Origin of the sequence: Olleya namhaensis (assembly GCF_900114005.1) — a bacterium.
In the GTDB taxonomy this organism is placed as follows: Bacteria; Bacteroidota; Bacteroidia; order Flavobacteriales; family Flavobacteriaceae; genus Olleya; species Olleya namhaensis.
Genome location: NZ_FORM01000008.1, coordinates 117,982 through 140,689, shown reverse-complemented (window position 1 = coordinate 140,689; position 22,708 = coordinate 117,982). Strand labels below are relative to the sequence as shown.

Here is a 22,708-nt window from a genome sequence, read left to right as displayed (position 1 = left end):
CTTAGTTGTTTAATGTTTTGATAAATTGTTTGGCACTTAAGCCAGCATTGTCAGTTTTCATGAAATTTTCGCCAATTAAAAATCCTTTATAACCAAAGGGTTGTAGTGTTTTTATGGCTTCGATATTGCTTATTCCGCTTTCCGATACTTTTACAAAATCGTCAGGGATTAAATCACTTAATTGTTTGCTTGTATCTAAACTAACATCAAAGGTTTTTAAATTACGGTTGTTAACACCTAGCATATCTAAGCTTGGCATAATAGATTTATGTAATTCGTCTTGGTTATGCACTTCTAAAAGCACATCAAGATTTAAACTTTTAGCTAATTCTGAATAGGTTTTAATTTCTTCTCTGGTTAAGATTGCTGCAATTAATAAAATAACATCTGCACCATAAGCTTTAGCTTCAATAATTTGGTACGGATCTATTATAAATTCTTTTCTTAATAAAGGTAAATTACAACTTGCTCTTGCAGTTAGTAAATCGTCTAAACTTCCTCCAAAATATTTCCCATCGGTTAAAACTGACATTCCGCAAACTCCAGCATCTTCATAACCTTTAGCAACATCAAAAACATTTAAATCGTGATTGATGACTTGCTTTGAAGGCGAACGTCTTTTATGCTCTGCAATGATACCTGTGTTGCTTTCTTTTAATTTTTTTGCAAGTGAAACAGTCTCGCGTTCAAACAAAATAGAGTGTTCTAATTGTTTGATTGGTATTAGCTGCTTGCGTAAGTTAACTTCAATACGTTTGTCGTTAACTATTTTAGTTAGAATATCCATTACTTACTTAATTCTATTAATTTTTCTAAACTTATTTTTGCACGTCCACTTTCTAAACTTTCTTTAGCAAGTTCAAAACCTTCTAAATGTGAAATTTGTTTGGCTGTTGCAATTGCTAAACCTGCATTAGCACAAACCACGTTGTTTTGTGCATCTGTACCTTTTCCATTAATAATATTTTTGAAAATTTTAGCAGCTTCTTTAACTGTGTCTCCTCCAAATAAGTCTGATTGTTCTAGTTGTTCTAATCCTAAATCTGATGGACTTAACATAGTCTCCGAAGCGTTAGAAATAATTTTTGTATTTCCTGTTAAAGATATTTCGTCATAACCATCTAAAGCGTGTACGATACTATAGTTTTTATCTGTGTTTTGATATAAGTAACCATAGATACGTTGTAGCTCTAAATTAAAAACACCAACCATTTGATTTTTTGGAAATGCAGGATTTACCATTGGCCCAAGCATATTAAAAAAGGTTTTAACACCTAATGCTTTACGTATTGGTGCCACGTTTTTCATGGCTGGGTGAAACAAAGGTGCGTGTAGCACACAGATGCCGGCTTTTTCAATAGAGTATTTTAAGAAATCAGATTTATCAGAAAAATGAATGCCTAAAGCTTCCATTACATTTGAAGATCCTGAAGCTGATGATACTCCGTAATTACCATGTTTAGCAACATTTACTCCGGCTCCTGCAGTAATAAAAGAGGCTAAGGTAGAGATGTTAAATGTGTCTTTTCCGTCTCCTCCAGTTCCGCATAAATCGATAGGGTCAAAATCCGAAAGGTTTACCGGGATACATAACTCTAATAGCGCATCACGAAAGCCTTGGAGCTCTTCCAGTGTTATACTACGCATCATGTAAACGGTTAGGAAAGAAGCAATTTGACTTTGATTATATTGACCTAATGATATATTAACCAATACGCGTTTTGCCTCTTCTGTAGAGATGCTTTCTTGATTTATTAATCTATTTAGTATTTGTTTCATTTCTATGATTTACTCTTCGTTTTTAAAGAGATCTTTTTTAATGTTTTAATAGCTATTTTAAGTATTGTGTCCGATTATAATCAGCTATTGATCCAATTTTCTAAAATTTGTTTTCCATTTGGTGTTAATACACTTTCTGGGTGGTATTGTACGCCTCTAACATCATAAACACGATGTCTTAACGACATAACTTGTCCGTTTTTATCAAAAGACGTCGCTTCCAAAACTTCTGGTAAGTCAGGGTTAACAACCCATGAATGGTAACGTCCTACCTCGATAGTTTTATCCATACCTTTAAATAAGACTTCATCATCCACAACAATCTCTACATTTGTAGCAACTCCATGGTATACGTCTTCTAAGTTAATTAAAGATCCTCCAAACACTTCTCCAATAGCTTGTTGCCCTAAACAAACGCCTAAAATACTTTTTGTAGGTGCGTAAGTTTTTATTATTGCTTTTAAAAGACCTGCCTCATCCGGTATTCCTGGACCTGGAGATAGCACTATTTTATCAAAAGCATCAACTTCCTCTAAAGTTAATTTATCGTTTCTTTTTACTGTTACTTCGCAATTTAAGTCCTCAAGATAGTGAACTAAATTGTAGGTAAAACTATCGTAGTTATCTATTACTAGTACTTTCATTTTTATACTTTTTTAATTTCCGCTTAAAGCGAAAACTATTTATTTGCAATTCCTTTTTTATGATTCAATGTGCTAGTTTAGATATTAAATATCTTCTGCTAATTGAATGGCAGTTGTTAAAGCACCAAGTTTGTTATACACTTCTTGCAGCTCGCTTTCTGGATTTGATTTTGAAACCAATCCTGCACCTGCTTGCCAATGTAATTTATGATTTTTACTCATAAACGTCCTGATCATAATGGCATGGTTATAATTACCATCAAAATCCATAAAACCAATAGCGCCACCATAAAAACCACGACTTGTTTTTTCGTATTTTTCTATTAGCTGCATGGCTTTGTGTTTTGGAGCACCACTTAATGTTCCTGCAGGAAACGTGTCTGCAACCACTTGCATAGTCGGTGTATCTTTATGTACCTTTCCTGTAACTTTACTAACTAAGTGAATTACATGTGAGAAAAATTGGGCTTCTCTATAAGTCACAACTTTTACTTCGCTACCATGTCTACTTAGATCATTTCTTGCTAAGTCTACTAACATTACATGTTCCGCATTTTCTTTAGCATCCTGTGCTAGTTTTTTTGCTAGTATTTGATCTTCTTCGTCGTTTCCTGTTCTTTTAAATGTTCCTGCTATTGGGTGGATTTCGGCTTGACCGTTATTAACCACTAATTGTGCTTCTGGAGAACTTCCAAATATTTTAAAATCGCCGTAATCAAAATAGAAAAGGTATGGCGACGGGTTGACACTACGTAGGGCACGATACACATTAAACTCGTCTCCTTTAAAAGCTTGAGAGAATTTTTTAGATAATACTAATTGAAACACATCACCTCTTGCACAGTGTTGTTTTGCTAATTCTACTTGTGCTTTATATTCGTCATCGGTTAGATTAGATTCTATTTCAGAATTTGTTTCAAACTTATAAGAGGCAAAGTTTTTAGAGCTAATTAGTTGTAGCACTTCGTCTATATTATTTTCTGTTTCAAAACAGTGCGCAAAAATATAGGCTTCGTTTTTAAAATGGTTTATGGCAATTATATTTTGATACACTGCGTAATAGACATCAGGTATTTCTAACGAATTTGGTTTTTTAGAAATCTGGACATCTTCAAAATGTTTTACAGCATCATAAGCCGTATAACCAAAAATACCATTGTTTATAAATTTAAAATCTTCGTCAGATTTAACTTTAAAACGTTTGGTGAATTTATGAATCATTTCGGTTACGTTACGCACCTTGTTTTTCATTTCACTACCATCAGGAAATGTCTGTGTAATTGCCGTATCATCTACTTTAATAGAGGCAATTGGGTTAAAACAGATATAAGAAAAACTATTGTCGTTGGCATGATAATCACTACTTTCTAACAAAATACTATTAGGATATTTATCTCTAATTTTTAAGTAGATACTTACCGGAGTAATAGTGTCTGCTAGTATTTTTTTATAATGTGTGTATAAACTGAATGTTTTCATTTTTTGGTTGAATTTATTTCAGTACCTCTTACTTAAGAGATAGTATTAATTTGTTGTTTGTTTCTGAAGCTAATTCAGAAAATAAAAAAAAGGCTTGTCGTGAATGACAAGCCTTTTTGTATAGTTATTTAAATAATACGTATAGGTTAGTTCACGAAGTTTGAGTTTCGAGAGTTCCACCACCAAGTATGATTTAATATTGTATTCATAATTATTGTAAAGTTCAAAGATATAAATCAAATTTTAGTTTTTCAAATTTTTTAGCTTCAAATTATGCAATTAAGGAGTGAAAATGTAACATTTCGGATTTTTTCACGTCTATATACTAAAGAAACGTTAATTTTGTAGAAAATTAAGAGTACAAGAAAATGGCAGATTTATTACAATCAGACTGGGTAGCCCAATTAGAAAAAGATGACAATGCAGTAATCCTAGATGTTAGAACGGAAGGAGAGGTTGCAGATGGTAAAATACCAAACACATTACATATTGATATATATAAAGGACAAGGTTTTGTGGATGATGTACAAAAACTAGATAAGTCAAAGAATTATTATGTGTATTGTAGATCAGGAGGACGTAGTGCTCAAGCTTGTGCGGTTATGAATCAACTAGGCTTTGAAAATGCATACAACCTTATAGGAGGGTTTAATGAGTGGAATGGTGAAGTGGAATAATATTTATTTATGAAAAAAGTATCGATAATTTTAAGCTTTTTAGTTTTGTTAGTGTTTAGCTGTACAGAGCAAGTAGAGGGTGAGATAAAAGTGGTGTCTCCAGAAGAGATGCAAACATTATTACAATTAGATAATGTGCAATTAGTAGATGTAAGAACGTCTAAAGAATACAAGTCAGGTTACATTGCGTTAGCGCAAAATATAGATTTTATGTCACCTACGTTTGATATAGATATTCAGACATTGGATAAGGCAAAACCGGTATTGTTATACTGTCAGAAAGGCGGAAGAAGCGCTAAGTGTGCAGAAAAGATGATAGATTTAGGTTTTAAAAAGATTTATGATATGCAAGGCGGCTTCTCTAAATGGGAACATGAAGGACTGCCCTACAAGAAAAAATAACAAATAAAAAAATCCCAATCTGAAAAGGTTGGGATTTTTTTTGGTTTAATAATATTATAAATAGACTTCAATTAATTTGGTGTAATTAGCTTGCAATACAACCGTACTTATGCAAGCAGGGATAATAATTGTCTGCCCCATTTTTAATGTGTATTCTACTGCGTCTTTTGGAATGGTTATAGTTACTTCGCCATCAACACACATATAAATTGTAAACGAATCTTTAGTTGTTAGATCTCTAGTTAGTTCAGTATCTAATTCAATTATGTTTGTTTTAAAATATTCTGAATTTACTAATTTACAAGGTGTATTACGGACCTGTTTATAATCCGTCTTGTACTTGTCATAACAATTGTAATCTATTGCGTCTAAAGCTAAATTGGTGTGTAGCTCTCTTTTTTGTCCCGTTTTTTTGTCAACTCTATCATAATCATAAATACGATAGGTGATATTTGAGGTTTGTTGGATTTCGGCAAGTAAAACACCTGCTCCAATAGCATGAACACGCCCTGTGGGTATGTAAAATGTGTCGCCCGAAGTGACTTTTTCAACATTTAAAATGTCTTTCAGCTTGTTATTTTCAAGGGTGTTTAGATACTCCTCTTTATTTATTTTTTTGTTAAAACCTAAAATTAATTCAGCATTTTTTTCAGCTTGCATAACATACCACATTTCGTTTTTACCAAAAGCATTATGTCGTTGTTTTGCTAATTGGTTGTTAGGGTGTACTTGTATGGATAAAGGTGTTTTAGCATCAATAAATTTTATTAGCAAAGGAAAGTCGTTGCCAAAAGCATCATACACTTTCTGTCCTACAAAATCACCTTTAAACGTATTGATTATTTCTTTTAATTTTTGTCCTTTAAGGTATCCATTATTTACAACTGTTTCGCTGTCTTTAATGTCAGAAATCTCCCAAGATTCGCCTATGCTTTCTTGGGAGTAACTTTTGTTTAATACCGTTTTTAGTTTGTCGCCTCCCCAAATACGGTAACTAAAAACTGGGGTGAAAGTTAAGGGATATAGTTTCATTTTTATGCTAATTGTTGAATATGATTAACAAAGTTTTTTGTGATTTTTTTTAGGTGAATTGGTGCGTTTTTCATAGCATCGTCTAGATTTTTAGCTTCGTTTATTATTTCTGAAACATATGAAATTCCCATTTTATTCAAGACATTACTATCAATATCAATTGTGCCACAAAAAGCTGCTACTTTAATGTTTTTAACTAATGAAACATCTAAAATACCTTGAATGGTTTTGCCTGATAGCGTTTGACTGTCTAACTTGCCTTCTCCAGTAATAATCCAATCTGCATCTATAATTTGTGTTTCAAAATTGGAGAGTTGTTTAATTAGTTTATTCCCGCTTTGTAAGTGTCCTTTTAAAAATATTTTTGAAGCAATACCCATACCTCCAGCTGCTCCCGAACCAGGAATACTCTGAGGGTCTATATTAAAGATTAAACTTATAAGTTTTGAAAAATCTTTAAGTCCTTTGTTTAATAACAAAACATCTTTATGTGTAGCTCCTTTTTGTGGACCATAGACATAGGCTGCCCCATTTTTTCCGTACAAAGGATTGGTGACATCGCAAGCAATTTTAAAGTCTACTTCAAATATTTTGGGTTCTACTTTTGAAAGATCTATTGCTTTTATTGCGGATAAATTGGCTCCGATAGGATGTACTGCGTCATTGTTTTTATCTAAAAATCTATAGCCTAAAGCTGTGGCCATACCTATTCCGCAGTCGTTAGTGGCACTTCCTCCAATGCCTAGTATTATTTTAGTTGCGCCTTTATTTATAGCATCCAAAATAAGCTCTCCGGTACCATAGGTAGAAGTGTTTTTGCAATCAAATTGTGTTTTTTCTAGTAGTTTTAATCCGGAAGCTTCAGCCATTTCAATAAAGGCTGTTTTAGTTTTAATGGCATATACATAACTAGCATTTACAGCTGTAAAAAAAGGATTGCTAACCTTGGCATTAATTGTTTTTCCTTTTAAATAATAGTTTACTATATCAATTGTGCCATCACCTCCATCTGCTAATGGTAATTTAACAACAGTAGCGTTAGGTAAGTCTGCTTTTATTTGTGTTTCAACAATAGAACAAAACTCTAAACTGGTTAGCGAATTTTTAAACTTGTCTGGAGCAATTACAATTTTCATAAAGCTATTTTATTTTAGGATATCACCTATGTAAATGGCAAACAACACAATTACAATAAAGTATGATAATAATATAATGACTTCCTTTTTACCTGCTTTATAGACTTCAATATCTAACCCTGGTTTAGTTTCTTTTTTAATAACATAGCTTACAATTAAAGCTATAATAATAGTAACTAAGCACCCAATTGCATTCCACCAAAACCAAAATATACTAGGTACATATAACCATAGGTACATATTAAATAATACACCTATAATAATACCTATGTTAGCACCCAAAGCGTGTGTTTTTTTAGTAAGTATAGCTAATATAAAAGCAGCTAAAATTGGACCGTAAAAAATAGAACTTATTTTGTTAATAACCTCTATAACGGTTCCCTCTATGCTTCCAGCAAAAAACGCAAAAAACAAACATACTAATCCCCAGAATACAGATAATAAACGCGAGTATTGTACGTATTTTTTGTCTGGCATATTAGGCTTAAATCGCTTAATAAAATCTTCTAAAGTTACTGCGGATAATGAATTTACTGTGCTACTTAAAGAGGACATCGCAGCGGACATTATTGCGACTATTAAAATCCCGATTACACCATTTGGTAAATATTTAATAATAAAAACAGGTACCATTAAGTCCGCTTTTTTACCTTCTAAACTTGTTATATTGGATTGGTAAACCGTATCTAATAGCTCTTGGAAACCGGGGTCTTGAAGTAATAATGTTCCTAAAATTAATCCCATTATACAATAGGTTAACGTAATAGGAAATCTAAACAATCCATTAGCTAGTAGTAATTTTTTAATGGTAGGTAATCCTTTGGCAGATAGCAGTCTTTGTGATTGTGTTTGATCTGTCCCATAATAAGAAGCATATAAAAAGAAACCACCAATTACCATTGGCCAAAAGCCAAATTCGTCATTTTTATCGGCATTATTAAATCCCCACTTAGAAAAATCTACAGCTGTTAATCTGTCTTTATCAACTAAGTTTATAAAATTATCATAACCACCTAGTTCGCTTAAACCATAAAACAGACAAATAATGATTCCAAAAAACAGAATAATCATTTGTATGACATCTCCCCAAATTACAGCCTTCATTCCGCCTTGAAAGGAGTATACCATGGTTATAACACCAATAATTAATATCGAAATCCAAAACTCTATACCAATGGTAGCTTGTAAAATAAGTGCCATAGTATATACCATAACACCTGTTGCTACAGAACGACTAATTTGAAAAACAAAACTTATAAGTAACCGTGAAGAGGCATCAAAACGACGTTCTAAATATTCGTAAACACTTACAATACCAGAATTATATAAGGTCGGAATTATTGCAATTAATAAAAAAGCCATGGCTAATGGTACACCAAATTCATAAGTTAACCATTGCAGTCCTCCACCTTCTTTTAGACCAACAAATGCAGGCGCAGATATAAAACTAATGGCAGAAAGTTGAGTTGCCATAGTTGATAAGCTTAGTGGGAACCATCCCATTGACTGACCTCCAAGAAAGTAATCTTTAGAGTTTTTGTTTTCTTTAAAGAAGTAACCTATACCTAAAAATCCGATTAAATATAATATTATAATAATGTAGTCTATATAATTCATGTGGTTAAAGCTAGTGGGTTATTTACTCATTTAATAAATCTATAAATAATGCAGCACTCCATGAAAAATTATGACCTCCATAACCTGCTTTACCATTTTTGTGTTCTTCTTTTCTAGAATCAAAATACTCATAAAACCCATTGTTTTCAATAATATCAATGGTGTCTTGTTTTATTCTTTTAGCTATGTCATAAAAACCATATTGTTTTAAGCCATAATATAACATCCAATTTAAATTGACCCAAACAGGACCTCTCCAATATTTTTTAGGATTAAATCTATCGCTAGTCGGGTCAAATGATGCACATAGATATTGATCTGGATTACCAAATTTTTCCATCATAATATCCACCATTTTTTCTGCTCTAGCTTCACTTGGTAAGTTAGCAAAAAGTGGAGCAAATGAAGAAGATGATATATGTCTTAATAGTTTTTCGTTTCTTAAATCATAATGTACATAAACACCTAGTTCTTCATCATAGAGTTTATTATTAAAGGATTTTGTCCCTTTGTCTTGCCATTTTTGAAGTTGGTGTATCTTATCGTTATTATTTTTATTTCCAATAATACGATAGAGATCTATTAGACTTTGATTAGATTTTAATAAAACCGCATTAAATAGAGGGTCTTGAACTAAAAAAGGGGAAAGTTCTGCTATTTTTTGATCATTATAATTGTTTTGTTTTGCAATTTCTATGATATGTAAATAATGATCGTATTCTCTTTTTGAGGGTCTTTCTGATGCATCAACATGTGTTGTGTCTCTTCTTTCAAAAGAATATTCTGGAGGATTCATGGTGTCCCAAATGTCGTCCCAAATAGGAGAGTTGTCTGTCCCAGATTCCCAATTGTGGTATATGTAAACTAAACCTTCATCTTGTGGGTCACGTTGGTTGTAAAAATATTCGTGATTTTGATACACTTTATCAATTACCGTCTCTATAAATTTTAAGGTTGCATCTCGATCCTTACTAATTCGATATAAATCTTCTAAAACAAATCCTGTTACAGGTGGTTGTGTCATACCTGTAGATTTATATTTTTTTGAAGATTCTGAATGTAAGTCTGAACGATGAAAATCTGGTCCAGGAAAATAAGTATCAGAGTCTGTATGAAAAATAATATGTGGTATAAAACCATTACTCCATTGTGCGTCAAGTAAAGTTTCTATTTCTTTTTCAGCTTTAGGCATATCAAAATGAGCAAAACCTATGGCTATTAATCCAGAGTCCCAAAACCATTGAAAAGGGTATAACTTGGCACACGGAATACTAAATTTATCTTTCCAGTTATTATTTAAAACCGTAATAGCGTCTTGTTGTAAATCTTTCATATTAGATTAATCTTGTTTTTGGTGTTAGACTGATTAAATAATTATAAATTAAAAGTTGAATGTGGCTGTTAAGAACAGACGTCTAGGTAGGATTGGACGTCCAACAAAAAACTCACCATCTGACGACTGACCAGCAATACCTGCTCTTGGGTTTCCTTCTGTAATACCAGAACTATCAAATAAGTTAAAGACAGACAGTCCAAAACGTAAAGAAGTGTCCTCATTGGTTTGTATTGTATAACCAGCACCTAATCTAGCAATTGTTATAGCGTCTAGCTCAACATTATTAGTATCGTCAGTAAACTTTTTACCTGTATGGTTTACAGAAAAACTAGCATCAATTTTTTTGTTATCATAGTTAAGGCCTAAGTTTCCTAAAATTTTTGGTTGTCTAGCTATTTCATTTCCTTCGTTAATAGTACTTACTGTACCGTTAATTAAATCTTCGGTTTGATTTGTTGTTATTTCGTGATTTTGGTATGTTAAAGTTGCAGAAAGATTTAAATGATCTGTAAACTTATATCTACCTGTAGCCTCTAAACCTAATGTTTTTGTTGATTGTTCACTTCTAGCTTGATCTACTAATTGACCACCAGAAATAGCTTGATCAATACGTATACGATCACTTAAACCTACATAATACGCTGCGACAGATCCCGAAAATTTATCTGTTCCAAATTTAGCGCCTATTTCTCCTTGTATTATTGTTTCAGCTTCATAGTTTGTATCTCTAATACCTGGTGTTGGTCCAAATCCACGTTGTTGTGGAAAAAAGTAACCTTTAGAAAAGTTAGCGTATAAGTTAGTGGCATCAGTAAGTTTGTATAATCCGGCTAATGATAATGCCCAATCTGTATCTTTAATTTCTCCGGTTGTAAACGTACCATCTGCGAATCTTACATTTTGTAAATCACTAGTTAGTTCTGCATTTTCATATACCTGAGATTCTTCAATACCACCTCTTCGGTAAGTACCGTTAGTCGACTCTATACGTAAACCAACATCAAAACGCCATTTGTCAAAGACCATTTCATCTGTAATATAAAAAGCCGTTCTGCTTTGCGTTAAAAAATTATTAGCTGTCATACCTATTCTATTATACAAGCCACCTTGAGAGTATATAACATTGTCACCACCAGCGTTAGTGTAATTTAGGTTTACTAACTGCGGATTGTTGTTAAACTCAGAAAGGACTCTGTATTGGTAGTTTACATCTTCTGCTTCAGTTCTAGCTAAAAAAGTACCAGCAGTATAAGTGTGTATACCATCATCAGATTTTAATATAAAACTAGCTTCTCCAGAATAATCTGTCATTGGTCTTAAACGATCTACATGCAGGTTTTCTACTACTAAGTCAGTCCCGTTTATTTGGTTTCCAGAGCCACCTTGGTAAGTTGCGCTAAAGTCTGTATTGTTTGGTGCTATTGCAGCAACATAATCGTTAATTGTAATTGGGTTACCATAATTACCACTTCCTCCAACGTATAGTGCAAAATTGTGTTGGTAATTAGCATACTTAACTTTAGATTTAAATTTTAGATTATCATTTAAATTGTAATTAAAATCAGCTAAAACATAACCACCTTTAGTGTAAACACCATCTTCAATTGGACTTTCATATACACCACCTGGTGTTAAAAAAGAGGTGTTTGCTAGTTCTCCTGATAATAGTTGACTAACTTCTTCACCATCATTACCATTTAGTCTCTCTCGAGAACTTCCATCTAGTGGTAACGGTAGGTAAAATTGTGCTCTATCATTTATATATTGACCATGAATTGTAAAAGATCCATTGTCAAATTTTTGTTTAATATTTGCTCTAAATTGTGCTCCTCTTGTTGCTAAACTAGTATCAATTGGCCCGTCATCTTTTCTTACAAAACCTGTAAAAGCATAATAGGTATTAGAGTCTTCTCCACCAAGTTTACCACCGGTATAAAAATCTGTTTTAAGTCTACCATCATTACCCCATTCTACATTTATAATATTCTCATCATTAGAATCTCCAGTTTTACTGGTGTAGTTAATGATACCTGCAACAGATCCTGCGCCATATAGCACAGCCGATCCACCTCGTACAAATTCTACACCTTTAAATCCAATATCAGGTCTGGCGTAAACATCGTGCGCTGATGAGTTTAGTCCAAACGTGCTCATTAATGGCATACCATCGTACTGTAAAGGGTTAAATACATATTGTCCTCCAGAAGGTAGTCCTCTAACAAAAAGGTTAGTCGCGGTTTCTCCACCACCACCTTCGGCAGTTATACCAGGTACATCTCTTAAAATATCTGCTTGACTATTGGCAGATAATCTTGTAATTTCTTTAATACCTTTACTACTTATTGATAAAGGCGCTTGTTTTTGGGATCTAAAAGTAGAGGATGCTGTAAGAACAATTTCGTCTAGATTATTACCTTCTTGTAAAACAATATTAATTGTAATTGGAGTTCCATTTAAATCTACGTCTTGTGTAAACGTAGAATAACCAATATAAGATACTTGTAATTGTCTAGTACCTGTAAGGTCAGATACTGTAAAGTTGAAATTTCCATCAAAGTCGGAAGAAGCTCCAACGTTTGAGTTAGTTATTAAAATGTTAGCATTTGGTACGGGTAATCCAGTATTGTCTTTTATAGTTCCAGAAATCTCTGTTTGTGCAAACATCGAAAAACAACATATTAAAGCTAATAAGGAGGTTGATAGTTTTTTCATTTTATTAAGAATTAGTTAATATATTGCTAATATAAATACAGAATAATCAGTTTTGTATATAAAATTGTATCATATTTGCATGCAAACGTTTGCGGTAACGTTTGTAATTTTATTTTAAATGAAAAAAGAAGTCACAACACTTAAAAAACTTGCTCAAACGCTAAGTTTATCTATATCAACTGTTTCTAGAGCTTTAAATGATCACCCTGATATAAGCAATGATACTAAAGATAAGGTACAGAAGCTTGCTGCAAAGTTAAATTATGTACCTAATATCTTTGCAAAAGGGTTTAGAAAGCATCGGTCTAATATTATTGGTGTGATTGTACCTAATATTACACATTATTTTACAACAACAATTGTAAGAGGTATAATGGAAGAGGCGGAAAGTAAAGGATACAGAGTAATTATATCCGAGTCTAATAACGATGTAGAAAAACAAAAAGAAATGTTTAATACCATGATACAATTTGGGGTGGATGGTATTTTAGCGTCTTTAACAAAGCGCACTAGAGATGTGGAGCATGTTTTAGCAACATTAAATAATATTCCTATTGTGTTGTTTGATAAGGTTTCTAATAAAATACCGTGTACACAAATTACTATTAATGATGAGGAGGCAGCTTATAATATTGTTGAACATTTAATAAATATTGGTAAAAAACGAATAGCGATAATTAAGGAAGGTGAATATTCTTATAATTCGGAAAAACGGTATTCGGGATATTTAAAAGCTTTAAAAGATTATAATTTAGAGGTTGATCCTAAAATGGTTATTACAGTTGAAGATATTTCTTTGCTGGAAGGTAAGCGGATGACTAATATATTACTAAGCTCTAAAATAAGACCTGATGCCATTTTTGCTATAACCGATGGTGCGGCTATTGGAGTTATTCAAACACTTATTAAGTTTAATGTCAAAATCCCAGAAGAAATAGCAGTTGTTGGATTTAGTAATTCGGTTAATTCAACAATTATCCAACCTAAATTAACTACAGTAGATCAGCCAGGTGAAAAAATTGGACGTACAGCAGTTAAATATTTAATTAACGAAATAAATTCGCCGGAAGACAATCTGACTAGTAAAATGGTTGAGATTAAAAGTAATATTGTTATTCGAGAATCATCTTTTAAGTCATAAAAAAGCTGTAAATATTTAATTTACAGCTTTTTAAGTGGAGTCGGAGAGAATCGAACTCTCGTCCAAACAAGTAACCAAAAGGCTTTCTACACGTTTATTCTTTTCTTAGGTTTTCGATTGTAAGCTGGTTAAAGACAACCCACTTACAACTTATCTTTTTTAGTTTCAGCAAAGCATCAAAGCGCTACTAAGCCTATATTGACATTTTCGATGCCTCAAATGGAACGCTGTCAATCAAAGCTTTCCGGAGACATAAAGCTCGTACACCTTGTGTACCGAGGCTTAATCCTACTATAATTCGGATTAGGCAGCTAAAGCGTAGTTATTCTCGCCGATTAAAAAGTTGATCAAGGGTTTTACGAGTACAAAATCATTACTCGACGTGCTTACAATCTAATTAATCTCGCTGTCAAAACCAGTCGACCCCATTTTAATTAAAAATAATAAGAATGCAAAGTTACCAAAAAGTTTGTATAACCATGCATTTACACTTAATTTAGTGCAAACTTTATACCAAATTAAACAAAATGAAATTCGCAATTATAAAAGAGCGTAAAAACCCACCAGATAGACGTGTGGTTTTTTCTCCAAAAGACTTAAAGCAACTTAAAACTAATTTTCCTGAAGCTGAGTTAGTTGTGGAAGCTTCAGATATTAGAGTGTTCAAGGATGCTGATTATCAGCAAGAAGGATTTCAGGTATCAGATACTATCTCTGATGCAGATGTGATGTTTGGTGTAAAAGAAGTGCCACTTGATGCACTTATACCCAATAAAAAATACTTTTTCTTTAGTCATACTATTAAAAAGCAACCTTACAATAGAAAACTTTTAAAAGCTATTCTAGATAAGAATATAGAAATGTATGATCACGAAACAATTGTTAAGCAAAGTGGAGCAAGGTTAATTGGTTTTGGGCGTTATGCAGGACTTGTAGGTGCTTATAATGGTTTTAGAGCATTAGGATTACGCGATAATTTATTTGAATTGCCTAAAGTTGAGAATTTAAAGGATTTAGATGAGGTTAAAAGTGAGCTTGATAAAATTACGCTACCAAATATTAAAATTTTACTATCAGGAACAGGAAAAGTTGCAAAAGGTGCTAAAGAGATTTTAGACCATTTAAAAATAAAGGAAGTTAGTGATGCATTATATTTAACATCAGAATTTACAGAGCCTGTGTACTGTATGGTTGATGTTATGGAATATAGTAAGCGTAAAGATGGAAAAGTTGGAGATAAATGGGCATTTTATAAAGATGCATCAGGTTACGAAAGTAATTTTATGCCGTATGCTAAACAAACAGACTTTTTTATAGCAGGTCACTTTTTTGGAGATGGAGCACCGTATTTATTTACCAGAGAAGATGCTAAGGACCCTGAGTTTAGAATAAATTTAGTCGCAGATATATCTTGTGATATTGATGGGCCTGTAGCCACTACAATTAGACCGTCCACTATTGCAGATCCTTTTTATGGTTACAATGCTAAAACTGAAAAAGAAGTTGCTTTTAATGCTAAAGATGCTATTACCGTAATGGCAGTAGATAATTTACCTTGTGAGTTACCAAAGGATGCCAGTGAAGGTTTTGGAGATATGTTTTTAAAACATGTCATTCCTGCATTTTTTAATGGTGATGCGGATGGTGTTTTAAAACGCGCAAAGATTACTGAAAAGGGTAAATTAACAAAGCGTTTTAGTTATTTACAAGACTATGTAGATGGTAAAGAGTAATTTAATGACTAGGACTTTTAAGTCTTAAGATGTTATACTTATGTAATAATTACAATATTAAAAAGATGAAAAAAATAAATTTGATACTTTCGGCAGTAGCCCTATTATTGATATTTTCTTGCGAAAAAGATAATAATATCCCCCTTAATCAGCAGCAGGTAGATGGTTTAACTAGTAATCCGTTTTTAGATAATTTTGGAGACAATATAACAGCACGTTTTATTGGTACGGTAGTTAATGAGGAAGGTGGTCCTATTTCTGGAGTTACTATTACTATTGGATCCACTATGGCTATTACTGATTCTAATGGTGTGTTTTCTATAGAGGAAGCTGTCGTGTATGAGCAGTTTGCTTACGTAAAAGCTAGTAAATTTGGTTTTATAGATGGATCTAGAGCGTTAGTCCCAACAGATGGTGTTAATCAAGTTTCTATAATGTTATTGGATTCAGAGCCAATAGCAACAGTAGCTTCAGGGCAACCATTAACATTTGATTTACCTGGCGGTGTTTCTGTTGATTTACCTGGGACGTATCAAACTAAGTTTGGATTTGAATACCAAGGTGATGTGTCTGTGGTTATAAAACATTTAAACCCTGATAATCAAAACATGGCTTTACAAATGCCAGGAGCGTTAATTGCTGAAAATGAAAGCGGCGATTTACGTGTTTTGGAAACCTACGGAATGATAGCAGTAGAGTTAATTGGTCAAAATGGAGAAGATTTAACTATCGGAGAAGATTCGGTAGCTTTAATTAGTGTTCCAGTGCCCACAAACGCTACTAATCCGCCTGCAACAATACCATTATGGTATTTTGATGAGGTTTATGGGTATTGGAAGGAAGAAGGTTTTGCTGAGTTAGTAGGAAACAAATATGTTGGAGAGGTCTCTCATTTTAGTTTCTGGAATTGTGACGCGCCTTTTGCTGCAGTACCATTTTGTGTGACTTTACAAGATACTGATGGTAATCCGTTGCCTAATAATTTTGTGCAATTACAGCGCAGTACCTCGGGTTGGTATTCCTCTACTAGCGGTTATACAAATCAAAATGGATTAGTTTGTGGTTTGATTCCTGCGGATGAAATGTTAACGCTAACTATTCAGGATTTTGGTTGTGTAGGAAATAATTTTACTGAAAACATTGGGCCTTTTTCTGAAGACGCAAATATCACTATTACTGTTGGTAGTGGACCTACAACTAATTTAATAGGAATATTTAACGATTGTAATGGAGTTGCAGCAGTAAACGGATATGTGCAATTGTTTTATAATAGCGCCTATTCCATAGTACCAATAACAAATGGACAGTTGGATGTTGCAATTGATTATTGTAGTACAGATACTGCATTTTCTGCTCAGTTTTTTGATTTAGAAAGTGGCCAAAGTACGGATGCGGTTACTGGTAATTTTACTATAGGAATAACGGATTTAGGTACGGAAATGTCTTGTACAGATCTATCAGATAGTGATGCTGATGGAGTTATAGATTTAAATGAAGACCTTAATGGAAATAATAATCTTGATGATGATGATACAGATCAAGACGGAACACCAAATTATTTAGATACAGATGATGATGGTGATGGAATAGATACAATAGATGAAGATTATAATAATGATGGTAGTCCAATGAATGAAGATAGTGATGGAGATATGATTCCTGATTATTTAGACGCACAGGATGTTATTGTTTATAATTCTGAAATTTGGGCTTTAAATTGTGATGCTGATAGTGCACAATATAATTTAACGGATACTTACGGTGTGGTATACCCGAACACGGTCTTTAGTTATTTTGAAACACAAGCTGATGCGGAGGCTTCCACTAATGCTATAATAAATACTAGTATTTATACTAATTCTAACCTGTTTAATGAGGTTTTTGTGGTAGCAACAAATACTATTAGTAATCAGTCGGCAATAGGCCAATTACTTTTATTGGGACTAGAGTTTATGGATAGTGATCAAGATGGTATTGCAGATTGTGATGAGGTCTCTGGTTTAGATAATGGTTTTGGAACGTGCAGTCCTAATGGGAATATAACGGACCCTAATAATGCGGATAGTGATGGTGATGGCTTTGATGATTGCGTCGAAGCACAACAAGGAACAGATCCAAATGATGCCTCTGATTATCCAATAGCTCCAGATGTGACTTTAGATGATTTTACAATTATAGAAGGTAATACTGGTTTTGGTAATGTGTCTTTAAGTAGTCCTGCAATAGATGATATAGTTTTAGAATACAGTGTTATTGGAGGTAGCGCAAGCTTTAGTGATTATGTGGGTAATTTCTTTACCGTTACCATCCAACAAGGTGAGGTTGCAGGTGTTTTAGATGTAGAAATTTTTGACGATGCTTTAGTAGAAGGTGTTGAAACAATGATAATATATCCTTCAGTATTACTTGGTTCAGTAGGTTCTATAAACTTTGCGACAATAACGATACAGGATAACGATTAAATTTTTAAGATATTTTTGTAAAAGAGACTCTGTTTTAGAGTCTCTTTTTGTTTTCAATTGTAGTGGTTTTAACTATATAATAAAATACACCTAAAAACAAACCAAAGCAAATTGTAAAAAAACATGCAGCACTATGTGTTCTGGGGTGTGTTATTATTTCTAAAATGGTAGTTATTATGGTCCAAGGCTTATTAATAATTTCCCAAGAATTAAACCTTAAAAAACGACCTAAATAAACACCAAAACCTACTAGTATAAATAATACAGGTAGCATAAAAGCAACGACTCTTTTTTCGACGTAAGTCTTAATAATAGACTCCATAGTTAATACCGATTTATAAAAAAAGATTAGACCAGTTATTGCAAACACAATAATTATTAAAGTGTCTAACCAAACTAGATGTGCACTGCTATAACGGAGATGAAATAAATCCGTAATTATGTATGGCGCATTAGGTAGAAAGACTAACCAAACACTACCAATAATTAAAAGAGACAGTGTGTTTATATGCTTTAAAGTTTTTAAATAACTAGTAATAGCATATGGAATTCCTGCAAGGAAAAGATTCCACACTAAAAATAAAAAGTAGTGAGATTGTGTTAGTTTTATTCTAAATAGAAGCAATAGAATACTAAATGCAGATAGTAATATTAGTACTGAAATAGTTTTTGTTTCAGCAGCGATAAATTGTCTAATGGTTTTCATTTGAAATGTAGGTTATATCTATAAAATAGATGGTTATGATGCCAAAAGCGTAAGCGATTAAATCTTCAATACTAAAATGACTTCCAAGGATTATAGAGGCTATTTTGTTTGCTCTTAAATTTAAAAGATCAAGTAGGTTAAACAGTTGTGCAAATTCTACTGTAAAAGAAATAATTAAAGCAGTTAGTGCTACCCGCACAGCTTTTGTACTACAACAGCTCCTTATGGCGCAATACACTAAAATAGAAGCAAGGACGTCTCCAACAGTATAGCGTACAAAGCCATCTTTTAAAAAGTAGGCAATAGCAATTTCGGTTATTAGTAATACCACTGTTAAGACAGTAAATAGCGGGTTGAATTTTAGTGTCATTTACAGTTTTATTTTTGGTCCTAAAAATTTAGGCTGCTTATTAATTACAACGTCTATAATAGCTTTTGTTCGAGCTAGATATTCTCTAATTTTTGTTTTAAATCCATAGCGCCCTTTAATAGCTTTAGCGTTAAAGGCTATGACATTTAAGTTGTTGTTTTCTGCAAGGTAAATGGCACGTTGGTTATGAAATTGTTGCGATATAATTGTAAAACTGTCTAGTCCAAATATCTTTTTTGCTCTTACAACGGAGTCTAATGTTCTAAAACCAGCATAGTCCAATATTATTTTATCTTCGGGAACACCTAGATCTATTAAGTCTTGCTTAAATGTAGAAGGCTCATCATAATCAACGGTACTATTATCGCCACTTATTAAAAGGTAGTCAATCTTTTTGTTTTGATATAGTAAAAAGGCAGCCTCTAGACGGTATTTGTAGTATAAATTAACATGATTACCACTGCCAACATATTTACCTGCGCCTAACACTAAACCTACTCTGTTTTTAGGGATATTCTCAATGGAGTTATACAGTTTTCCTTTGGCATTATAGTTTATATGATAATTGGCTAGTAAAATAGCAAGGATTAATATAACCCCTAATTTAATACCACGTTTGATTAGTTTTTTCATGTTTAGTAGTTTAAATTAACAAATATGGAACCGCGTAAAGTACTTATCGATGTATTAAGTAACCTTTTGTAATCTAAGTTGTAAAACATGTTGGCGCTTTTTCCAATACGATATGATTTGAGATAATATTTCCAGTATTCTGGCAAAATAATAGTGCCAATTGTAATAACGCCAAAGAGGTAAATACTGCGTTTTCCATTACCATAGCAGAGGTATTGCAAAGCAATTTCGTCTTCTTCGTTACTATTGTACCCGGTTATTACATGGTATGCGTCGTGACGTTCTACTTTAGGGATTAATTCAAAGCCATTACTGTCTAAAAACAATCCTAAATGGTAGCCAAAAGTGCTAGGACTGTATTCTAGTAATTGTTCTTTTTTAATATTCCAAGGTGTGTTGGTTTTAAAGTAGGTCGTGTAAATATGTTGTGTGACTTTAAAAAGCCAAGCTATTAATTGTTTACGTTGTTTTTGCATAGATTTATTATTTTGAAAACCATAACCACGATTGGCTTGTTGTTATAAATGCTGAGGTTAAAAAGGACAGTAAAAAAGGATCGAATTGTGTTGCGGAAAGTAGTATTATCGAAACACTAAAAAGGACCATTGCGTAATACGGAAAGTATCTTTTGAAAGTTTTTTTTCTAGCTAATTTTGTTTTTCCTCCTATTACAAAAATTGGGTAAATGGTAGCTGATATTGTTATTAAACTACATAAAAATATAGGTAATAATGAAATCCCTATAAAGAAGAAAGCACTACTTAAAGTAATTTGATTTAGATTAAGTAACCAAAAGATAATAGTCGCCAAGAGGGCACTTTTTGCTGTGTTAGTTATAAAATTCATTACTATTTAGATTTAGACATATTAGTAAAGTTTTCTAAACTGTATGCTTGCCAATCTCTATTTAGTAGTTCTTGATTATGTTTGTCCCATTTTTTATTAATGCGTGTAGTTGTACGGTCAGATAATTTGTACTGTACAGCATATGTTTGGAGTAGTTTAGCATTATTACCTTTTAAGTGAATTAAATAGTTTAAGTCTAATACCTTGGCATTATTAATATTATATTTTGTTATTGAATAATCCCAGTTTACGGTAGCAGACATTATGCAAATAGCAAAAGCGACTTGAGTATTTATTCTGAATAAATACCATAGGTTTTTGATCTTAAATACTTTTATAAACGTGGTAATCAAACCTGAAAAAGTTAAAAGTAAATAAGCAAATACACCAAGGCGTTTATAGGTAAATCCAAAAGCAGAGACGTATTGGTAGTTTTTTATGGAAATCAAAACAATCAGTATAATGTTTAATCCTATCCATAAATAAGAGAGCTGTTTAGTGGTTTTGTTTTTTTTGTAGAAATTAAGATCGCCTCTAAAAAAGAATAAAATAGTAAGTATGGCTATTATAATGGAAGCTATTAATGCATTAATCCCATTATGGACTTGAGTGGACAAGTGGTTTGCAGTGTCTACTATGTTAGTTAATAAATAGGTTGCATCCGTAATAATATAAAATATAATAAGCACATTAAGAAAAGCCAGTAGAGTAGTCCCTAATTGGTTATCTTTTTTATTTTTTTCTTCGGAAGTATTCTCGCTCTCAATTAATAAGTTGGAGGTGTTACTATCTAAAGTTGTAGCAGGCTCTACAGTGACAGGTTGATTAATGTTATTAAATAGGAAGTACCCCAATACAGTAAGTAGTATCCATTGCATATTGATGAAGTCGAAATTAATTTCGGTAATTAAATCTTCAAATATTGGGTTTCCATTTTTATAAAGCAACATGAAGATGATAACAAATACTAACGGAATGCCAATCAGTTTTATCCAATGTATAATGTCAATATCTTTTTTTGTCGTAGACACTTCAGTAGTTTTTGGAGCATCAAATCTACGTTGGAAATAACCTGCAATCACAGAGTATAATCCGTTAATCCATTGGACATAAATTGCGTTTTTGTTGGAAGAGACTGAACCTACTAAGGTGAAAAATGAAAACAGGTTAACAAATACAGACAAAGCAGAGCCATGTATAAATACTAGAACTGCAGTTACTAAATAAATAGTTGCATAGATTATAGTCCTCTGATTCTTAAACTTTGATTTGTTGTGCCACCATAATATGCCAATACTGATTATGGAAAACAGACTTAGGTTTAAACCAATTTGTTGTTGGTAAAAAAGTGTGCTAAAACATAGCGCGGCGATAATTAAGGTTAGGTGCTTCATAATAGTTATTTAAAAGTACTTTGTTTTTCAAAGTAGATTGATAAAAAAATAGTGTTATTGTTTTTTAATTAATTTTTCAAGTGCGTTAATATGCTTTTTAAATTCGGCTTGACCTAATTTAGTAACACTGTAACGTGTATTGGGTTTACGATCTATAAATTGTTTTTCTACTGTAATATATTCTGCTTTTTCTAAGGCTTTACTGTGACTTGCTAGGTTTCCGTCTGTGGCACCAAGCAATTCTTTTAGTGTTTTAAAATCGGCATATTCATTAACCATCAAAACAGACATGATACCAAGTCTTATCCTGTGGTCAAATACTTTATTGATGTTAGTTATTATGCTCATAATATTTTCCGGGAATGTAGGAATCTATTTTTTGTTATTTTTTAAAATTACATATATTATTAAAGCAACGTTTAAAGCGATTATCGCATATATGGATGAATAGGCTAATTTTTCTTTAATGGTCATACTCGTAAAATGGAAGTATTTAATAGTATTTACATTATGAGAATATTTATAACCTTCTAGAATAAATAGGGCGATAAAAATAAATATAAAGTCAGTTAATAAAATACCAATTCCTAAATAAATATGATTCTTTAA

21 protein-coding genes and 1 other RNA gene are annotated in these 22,708 nt (G+C 32.5%); 5 read left to right on the top strand and 17 right to left on the bottom strand.

The window, feature by feature from the left end; all coding sequences use genetic code 11:
* Window position 1: 1 nt before the first annotated feature.
* The 4 genes from trpC to BMZ09_RS13285 form a co-directional block, all read right to left on the bottom strand.
* Entirely contained in the window at window positions 2-787 is a 786-nt protein-coding gene (trpC, locus tag BMZ09_RS13300) for an indole-3-glycerol phosphate synthase TrpC (protein ID WP_090841441.1), read from the bottom strand.
* Window positions 787-1,779, bottom strand: a complete 993-nt coding sequence (gene trpD, locus BMZ09_RS13295) for an anthranilate phosphoribosyltransferase (RefSeq protein ID WP_090841439.1) — start codon at window positions 1,777-1,779, stop codon at window positions 787-789. Before trpD ends, trpC begins: the two co-directional genes overlap by 1 nt.
* 80 nt (window positions 1,780-1,859) lie before the next feature.
* Window positions 1,860-2,423, bottom strand: coding sequence for an anthranilate synthase component II (locus BMZ09_RS13290; protein WP_090841437.1), 564 nt, complete (start codon window positions 2,421-2,423; stop codon window positions 1,860-1,862).
* Window positions 2,424-2,507: 84 nt separating this feature from the next.
* A complete protein-coding gene (locus BMZ09_RS13285) occupies window positions 2,508-3,902 on the bottom strand; it encodes an anthranilate synthase component I family protein (protein ID WP_090841435.1) in 1,395 nt (464 codons plus the stop codon).
* Window positions 3,903-4,270: 368 nt separating this feature from the next.
* Here BMZ09_RS13285 and BMZ09_RS13280 point away from each other — a divergent pair, with 368 nt between their 5' ends.
* Both BMZ09_RS13280 and BMZ09_RS13275 read left to right on the top strand, forming a co-directional pair.
* The gene (locus BMZ09_RS13280) at window positions 4,271-4,579 is read left to right on the top strand and encodes a rhodanese-like domain-containing protein (protein ID WP_090841433.1); all 309 of its coding nucleotides are present in this window, start codon (window positions 4,271-4,273) and stop codon (window positions 4,577-4,579) included.
* A 9-nt stretch (window positions 4,580-4,588) separates the two neighbouring features.
* Window positions 4,589-4,981 carry a rhodanese-like domain-containing protein gene (locus BMZ09_RS13275; RefSeq protein ID WP_090841430.1) on the top strand — a complete coding sequence of 131 codons (393 nt, stop codon included), beginning with the start codon at window positions 4,589-4,591 and terminating at the stop codon, window positions 4,979-4,981.
* 54 nt (window positions 4,982-5,035) lie between these two features.
* On the opposite strand, the gene BMZ09_RS13270 is transcribed toward BMZ09_RS13275, so the two are convergent.
* The 5 genes from BMZ09_RS13270 to BMZ09_RS13250 are packed head-to-tail and all read right to left on the bottom strand — an operon-like array spanning window position 5,036 to window position 12,814.
* The gene (locus BMZ09_RS13270; protein ID WP_090841427.1) at window positions 5,036-6,013 is read right to left on the bottom strand and encodes a type I phosphomannose isomerase catalytic subunit; all 978 of its coding nucleotides are present in this window, start codon (window positions 6,011-6,013) and stop codon (window positions 5,036-5,038) included.
* A gap of 2 nt (window positions 6,014-6,015) precedes the next feature.
* Entirely contained in the window at window positions 6,016-7,149 is a 1,134-nt protein-coding gene (locus BMZ09_RS13265) for a glycerate kinase (protein ID WP_090841425.1), read from the bottom strand.
* Between the two features lie 9 nt (window positions 7,150-7,158).
* The gene (locus BMZ09_RS13260) at window positions 7,159-8,766 is read right to left on the bottom strand and encodes a sodium:solute symporter family protein (protein WP_090841423.1); all 1,608 of its coding nucleotides are present in this window, start codon (window positions 8,764-8,766) and stop codon (window positions 7,159-7,161) included.
* Between the two features lie 22 nt (window positions 8,767-8,788).
* Entirely contained in the window at window positions 8,789-10,099 is a 1,311-nt protein-coding gene (locus BMZ09_RS13255; protein ID WP_090841421.1) for an MGH1-like glycoside hydrolase domain-containing protein, read from the bottom strand.
* 48 nt (window positions 10,100-10,147) lie between these two features.
* The gene (locus BMZ09_RS13250; protein WP_090841419.1) at window positions 10,148-12,814 is read right to left on the bottom strand and encodes a TonB-dependent receptor domain-containing protein; all 2,667 of its coding nucleotides are present in this window, start codon (window positions 12,812-12,814) and stop codon (window positions 10,148-10,150) included.
* A 118-nt stretch (window positions 12,815-12,932) separates the two neighbouring features.
* Here BMZ09_RS13250 and BMZ09_RS13245 point away from each other — a divergent pair, with 118 nt between their 5' ends.
* Complete coding sequence (locus tag BMZ09_RS13245; protein ID WP_090841416.1) at window positions 12,933-13,955, top strand: LacI family DNA-binding transcriptional regulator; 1,023 nt, start codon at window positions 12,933-12,935, stop codon at window positions 13,953-13,955.
* Between the two features lie 32 nt (window positions 13,956-13,987).
* On the opposite strand, the gene ssrA is transcribed toward BMZ09_RS13245, so the two are convergent.
* Window positions 13,988-14,382, bottom strand: a transfer-messenger RNA (tmRNA) gene (gene ssrA, locus BMZ09_RS13240).
* A 100-nt stretch (window positions 14,383-14,482) separates the two neighbouring features.
* Between ssrA and BMZ09_RS13235 the strand changes: the two genes are divergently transcribed.
* Both BMZ09_RS13235 and BMZ09_RS13230 read left to right on the top strand, forming a co-directional pair.
* The gene (locus BMZ09_RS13235; RefSeq protein WP_090841414.1) at window positions 14,483-15,688 is read left to right on the top strand and encodes an NAD(P)-dependent oxidoreductase; all 1,206 of its coding nucleotides are present in this window, start codon (window positions 14,483-14,485) and stop codon (window positions 15,686-15,688) included.
* Between the two features lie 65 nt (window positions 15,689-15,753).
* On the top strand, window positions 15,754-18,150 hold the full coding sequence (locus BMZ09_RS13230; protein ID WP_090841413.1) for a carboxypeptidase-like regulatory domain-containing protein: 2,397 nt from the start codon (window positions 15,754-15,756) through the stop codon (window positions 18,148-18,150).
* Between the two features lie 34 nt (window positions 18,151-18,184).
* Here the strand turns inward: BMZ09_RS13230 and BMZ09_RS13225 are convergent, their stop codons facing one another.
* The 7 genes from BMZ09_RS13225 to BMZ09_RS13200 are packed head-to-tail and all read right to left on the bottom strand — an operon-like array spanning window position 18,185 to window position 22,447.
* The gene (locus tag BMZ09_RS13225) at window positions 18,185-18,856 is read right to left on the bottom strand and encodes a DUF1361 domain-containing protein (RefSeq protein ID WP_090841411.1); all 672 of its coding nucleotides are present in this window, start codon (window positions 18,854-18,856) and stop codon (window positions 18,185-18,187) included.
* On the bottom strand, window positions 18,843-19,226 hold the full coding sequence (locus BMZ09_RS13220) for a ribosomal maturation YjgA family protein (RefSeq protein ID WP_090841409.1): 384 nt from the start codon (window positions 19,224-19,226) through the stop codon (window positions 18,843-18,845). The genes BMZ09_RS13225 and BMZ09_RS13220 overlap by 14 nt, the downstream gene beginning before the upstream one ends.
* Window positions 19,227-19,859 carry a SanA/YdcF family protein gene (locus tag BMZ09_RS13215; protein WP_090841407.1) on the bottom strand — a complete coding sequence of 211 codons (633 nt, stop codon included), beginning with the start codon at window positions 19,857-19,859 and terminating at the stop codon, window positions 19,227-19,229.
* Between the two features lie 2 nt (window positions 19,860-19,861).
* Window positions 19,862-20,335: a Coq4 family protein gene (locus BMZ09_RS13210; RefSeq protein ID WP_090841403.1), complete on the bottom strand. Its 474-nt coding sequence runs from the start codon at window positions 20,333-20,335 to the stop codon at window positions 19,862-19,864.
* A 7-nt stretch (window positions 20,336-20,342) separates the two neighbouring features.
* Complete coding sequence (locus BMZ09_RS16070; RefSeq protein WP_143067825.1) at window positions 20,343-20,705, bottom strand: hypothetical protein; 363 nt, start codon at window positions 20,703-20,705, stop codon at window positions 20,343-20,345.
* Window positions 20,706-20,707: 2 nt separating this feature from the next.
* Window positions 20,708-22,099, bottom strand: coding sequence for a DUF4153 domain-containing protein (locus BMZ09_RS13205; protein ID WP_090841401.1), 1,392 nt, complete (start codon window positions 22,097-22,099; stop codon window positions 20,708-20,710).
* Between the two features lie 54 nt (window positions 22,100-22,153).
* Window positions 22,154-22,447, bottom strand: coding sequence for a winged helix-turn-helix domain-containing protein (locus BMZ09_RS13200; protein WP_090841399.1), 294 nt, complete (start codon window positions 22,445-22,447; stop codon window positions 22,154-22,156).
* Window positions 22,448-22,708 lie beyond the last annotated feature (261 nt).